This window comes from Paraburkholderia sp. BL21I4N1, from assembly GCF_002973525.1.
Taxonomy (GTDB): domain Bacteria; phylum Pseudomonadota; class Gammaproteobacteria; order Burkholderiales; family Burkholderiaceae; genus Paraburkholderia.
In genome coordinates, this window is the sequence record NZ_PVEN01000043.1 from 1 (window position 1) to 5,491 (window position 5,491).

Consider the following 5,491-nt stretch of genomic DNA (forward strand, 5'->3'; position numbering starts at 1 on the left):
AATCCGCACTATCATCGGCGTGGAGTCGTTTCACGGTCCTGTTCGGGATGGGAAGGGGTGGTACCGACTCGCTATGGTCATCAGGCATGACTTGTTGCCGCGCGGCTTCTGGGGGCCACGCAGCCAATCTGGAAGAAGTAGTTTCTGGTGATGCTCACCAGAGGGAGTTGTGTTGTTCGAGGCACAACATCGATCACTCAACCGTGTGTTCCCTTCGGGGATGAGGTCACTACAGGCACCAAGGCACCCGCACCGACCGGCATTAAAACACACCTGTTATAGGATCAAGCCTTACGGGCAATTAGTATCAGTTAGCTTAACGCATTACTGCGCTTCCACACCTGACCTATCAACGTCCTGGTCTTGAACGACCCTTCAAGGGGCTCGAAGCCCCGGGGATATCTCATCTTAAGGCGAGTTTCCCGCTTAGATGCTTTCAGCGGTTATCTCTTCCGAACATAGCTACCCGGCGATGCCACTGGCGTGACAACCGGTACACCAGAGGTTCGTCCACTCCGGTCCTCTCGTACTAGGAGCAGCCCCCTTCAAATATCCAGCGCCCACGGCAGATAGGGACCAAACTGTCTCACGACGTTTTAAACCCAGCTCACGTACCTCTTTAAATGGCGAACAGCCATACCCTTGGGACCGGCTACAGCCCCAGGATGAGATGAGCCGACATCGAGGTGCCAAACACCGCCGTCGATATGAACTCTTGGGCGGTATCAGCCTGTTATCCCCAGAGTACCTTTTATCCGTTGAGCGATGGCCCTTCCATACAGAACCACCGGATCACTATGACCTGCTTTCGCACCTGCTCGACTTGTCGGTCTCGCAGTTAAGCACGCTTATGCCATTGCACTATCAGCACGATTTCCGACCGTACCTAGCGTACCTTCGTACTCCTCCGTTACACTTTGGGAGGAGACCGCCCCAGTCAAACTGCCTACCATGCACTGTCCCCGATCCGGATTACGGACCAAGGTTAGAACCTCAAACAAACCAGGGTGGTATTTCAAGGACGGCTCCACGCAGACTGGCGTCCACGCTTCATAGCCTCCCACCTATCCTACACAGATCGGTTCAAAGTCCAATGCAAAGCTACAGTAAAGGTTCATGGGGTCTTTCCGTCTAGCCGCGGGGAGATTGCATCATCACAAACACTTCAACTTCGCTGAGTCTCGGGAGGAGACAGTGTGGCCATCGTTACGCCATTCGTGCAGGTCGGAACTTACCCGACAAGGAATTTCGCTACCTTAGGACCGTTATAGTTACGGCCGCCGTTTACCGGGACTTCAATCAAGAGCTTGCACCCCATCATTTAATCTTCCGGCACCGGGCAGGCGTCACACCCTATACGTCCACTTTCGTGTTTGCAGAGTGCTGTGTTTTTATTAAACAGTCGCAGCCACCAGTTTATTGCAACCCCTTCACCCTCTGCCCGCAGGGGCATCAAGCTACAGGGGCGTACCTTATCCCGAAGTTACGGTACCAATTTGCCGAGTTCCTTCTCCCGAGTTCTCTCAAGCGCCTTAGAATACTCATCTCGCCCACCTGTGTCGGTTTGCGGTACGGTCTTGTTAAACTGAAGCTTAGAGGCTTTTCTTGGAACCACTTCCGATTGCTTCTTCACCTAAGTGAATGGCCTCGCACCCTTGAATTCCGCGCCCGGATTTGCCTAAGCGCCTTCTCCAATGCAAGGACCGGGACTTCCAACACCCGGACAACCTTCCGCGATCCGTCCCCCCATCGCATTTAACAATGGTGCAGGAATATTAACCTGCTTCCCATCAGCTACGCATTTCTGCCTCGCCTTAGGGGCCGACTCACCCTACGCCGATGAACGTTGCGTAGGAAACCTTGGGCTTACGGCGAGGGGGCTTTTCACCCCCTTTATCGCTACTCATGTCAGCATTCGCACTTCCGATACCTCCAGCACACTTTCCAGTGCACCTTCGCAGGCTTACGGAACGCTCTCCTACCATGCACATAAATGTGCATCCGCAGCTTCGGTATATTGCTTAGCCCCGTTACATCTTCCGCGCAGGACGACTCGATCAGTGAGCTATTACGCTTTCTTTAAAGGATGGCTGCTTCTAAGCCAACCTCCTGACTGTTTTAGCCTTCCCACTTCGTTTCCCACTTAGCAATATTTGGGGACCTTAGCTGGCGGTCTGGGTTGTTTCCCTCTTGACACCGGACGTTAGCACCCGATGTCTGTCTCCCGTGATTGCACTCTTCGGTATTCGGAGTTTGCTATGGCGTAGTAATCCGCAATGGACCCCACAACCATGACAGTGCTCTACCCCCGAAGGTGATACACGAGGCACTACCTAAATAGTTTTCGGAGAGAACCAGCTATTTCCAGGTTTGTTTAGCCTTTCACCCCTATCCACAGCTCATCCCCTAACTTTTCAACGTTAGTGGGTTCGGACCTCCAGTACGTGTTACCGCACCTTCATCCTGGCCATGGATAGATCACCTGGTTTCGGGTCTACACCCAGCGACTGAATCGCCCTGTTCGGACTCGCTTTCGCTACGCCTGCCCTAATCGGTTAAGCTTGCCACTGAATGTAAGTCGCTGACCCATTATACAAAAGGTACGCCGTCACCCTCTTTCGAAGGCTCCGACTGTTTGTATGCATGCGGTTTCAGGATCTATTTCACTCCCCTCCCGGGGTTCTTTTCGCCTTTCCCTCACGGTACTGGTTCACTATCGGTCGATCACGAGTATTTAGCCTTGGAGGATGGTCCCCCCATCTTCAGACAGGATTTCACGTGTCCCGCCCTACTTGTCGTACACCTAGTTCTTCCTCGCTGTTTTCGTCTACAGGGCTATCACCTGCTATGGCGGCACTTTCCAGAGCCTTCGACTAACAATGAAGATAAAGAGTACAGGCTGGTCCCATTTCGCTCGCCACTACTCTGGGAATCTCGGTTGATTTCTTTTCCTGCGGTTACTTAGATGTTTCAGTTCACCGCGTTCGCTTCGCATGACCTATGTATTCAGTCATGGATACTCCATTCGGAGTGGGTTTCCCCATTCGGACATCTACGGATCAAAGCTCGTTTGCCAGCTCCCCGTAGCTTTTCGCAGGCTACCGCGTCCTTCATCGCCTGTGATCGCCAAGGCATCCACCACATGCACTTGTTCGCTTGACCCTATAACGGGTGTGTCTCACACTGCGTTCACTCGGAACGCAGCACTCGTCACATCGTTACAGGTTGAGTATTCGTGTTGCGCCGTATTCCAAGGCGATCTTTCGATCACCTTTTCATACATTGATACAATCACAACCCTGATTCACCTACTCGATCACCCATCTCTAAGTGATCTTTCGTGAATCTCTTTACTACTTCTTCCTGATTGTTAAAGAACGACAGCCGATATCATGGTTGCTATAACCACGTATCACTCTGACTGGCTCAATCGCCAATGCCTAAAGCTCGGTTCGCACCGAACGCTAGGCATTGATGATTGGTGGAGGATGACGGGATCGAACCGACGACCCCCTGCTTGCAAAGCAGGTGCTCTCCCAGCTGAGCTAATCCCCCAGTCACACATGAACCTCAGGGTGCCTTCAACCGGTTAGCACAGCCACCGCAGAAACAGTGGTGGGTCTGGATGGATTCGAACCATCGACCCCCGCCTTATCAAGACGGTGCTCTAACCGACTGAGCTACAGACCCCTGAGTCTGTCTGAATTTACAGCCGATAAGCGTGAGCGCTCAACGTTCGACACGTTCAGCTCTAGAAAGGAGGTGATCCAGCCGCACCTTCCGATACGGCTACCTTGTTACGACTTCACCCCAGTCATGAATCCCACCGTGGTAAGCGCCCTCCTTGCGGTTAGGCTACCTACTTCTGGTGAAACCCACTCCCATGGTGTGACGGGCGGTGTGTACAAGACCCGGGAACGTATTCACCGCGGCATGCTGATCCGCGATTACTAGCGATTCCAGCTTCACGCACTCGAGTTGCAGAGTGCGATCCGGACTACGATCGGTTTTCTGGGATTGGCTCCACCTCGCGGCTTGGCAACCCTCTGTTCCGACCATTGTATGACGTGTGAAGCCCTACCCATAAGGGCCATGAGGACTTGACGTCATCCCCACCTTCCTCCGGTTTGTCACCGGCAGTCTCCCTGGAGTGCTCTTGCGTAGCAACTAGGGACAAGGGTTGCGCTCGTTGCGGGACTTAACCCAACATCTCACGACACGAGCTGACGACAGCCATGCAGCACCTGTGTTATGGCTCCCTTTCGGGCACCCCCACCTCTCAGCAGGGTTCCATACATGTCAAGGGTAGGTAAGGTTTTTCGCGTTGCATCGAATTAATCCACATCATCCACCGCTTGTGCGGGTCCCCGTCAATTCCTTTGAGTTTTAATCTTGCGACCGTACTCCCCAGGCGGTCAACTTCACGCGTTAGCTACGTTACTAAGTCAATGAAGACCCAACAACTAGTTGACATCGTTTAGGGCGTGGACTACCAGGGTATCTAATCCTGTTTGCTCCCCACGCTTTCGTGCATGAGCGTCAGTATTGGCCCAGGGGGCTGCCTTCGCCATCGGTATTCCTCCACATCTCTACGCATTTCACTGCTACACGTGGAATTCTACCCCCCTCTGCCATACTCTAGCCCGCCAGTCACAAATGCAGTTCCCAGGTTAAGCCCGGGGATTTCACATCTGTCTTAGCGGACCGCCTGCGCACGCTTTACGCCCAGTAATTCCGATTAACGCTTGCACCCTACGTATTACCGCGGCTGCTGGCACGTAGTTAGCCGGTGCTTATTCTTCCGGTACCGTCATCCCCCACGGGTATTAACCACGAGGTTTTCTTTCCGGACAAAAGTGCTTTACAACCCGAAGGCCTTCTTCACACACGCGGCATTGCTGGATCAGGCTTTCGCCCATTGTCCAAAATTCCCCACTGCTGCCTCCCGTAGGAGTCTGGGCCGTGTCTCAGTCCCAGTGTGGCTGGTCGTCCTCTCAGACCAGCTACAGATCGTCGCCTTGGTAGGCCTTTACCCCACCAACTAGCTAATCTGCCATCGGCCGCCCCTGTAGCGGGAGGTCCTAAGATCCCCCCCTTTCCTCCGTAGAGCGTATGCGGTATTAATCCGGCTTTCGCCGGGCTATCCCCCACTACAGGACACGTTCCGATGTATTACTCACCCGTTCGCCACTCGCCACCAGGATTGCTCCCGTGCTGCCGTTCGACTTGCATGTGTAAGGCATGCCGCCAGCGTTCAATCTGAGCCAGGATCAAACTCTTCAGTTCAAACCTGTTACTGTTTTTCGGTTCCGTTAAGAACCGGTCGCTCACTCAACGTACTGACGAATTGTTTGATCGTCTTTCGATTCTCAAACCTTCCTTTCATTACTGTGTGAGACTTGATACTTTCGCTTTGCGGCAGATCCCGAAAGATCCGCCTCGCGTCTCGCATCAAGCGCCCACACTTATCGGCTGTTAATTTTTAAAGATC

2 tRNA genes and 2 rRNA genes are annotated in these 5,491 nt (G+C 53.2%); all 4 read right to left on the reverse strand.

Annotation, left to right across the window (positions count from 1 at the left end):
• Positions 1–280: 280 nt before the first annotated feature.
• The 4 genes from B0G83_RS37695 to B0G83_RS37710 all read right to left on the reverse strand — a co-directional run bounded on the left by B0G83_RS37695 (position 281) and on the right by B0G83_RS37710 (position 5,286).
• A 23S ribosomal RNA gene (locus tag B0G83_RS37695) occupies positions 281–3,162 on the reverse strand.
• Between the two features lie 317 nt (positions 3,163–3,479).
• Positions 3,480–3,555, reverse strand: a tRNA-Ala gene (locus B0G83_RS37700).
• A 58-nt stretch (positions 3,556–3,613) separates the two neighbouring features.
• Positions 3,614–3,690: transfer RNA gene (locus B0G83_RS37705), tRNA-Ile, on the reverse strand.
• A 65-nt stretch (positions 3,691–3,755) separates the two neighbouring features.
• A 16S ribosomal RNA gene (locus tag B0G83_RS37710) occupies positions 3,756–5,286 on the reverse strand.
• The 16S and 23S rRNA genes sit together here with 2 tRNA genes alongside, the layout of an rRNA operon.
• Positions 5,287–5,491 lie beyond the last annotated feature (205 nt).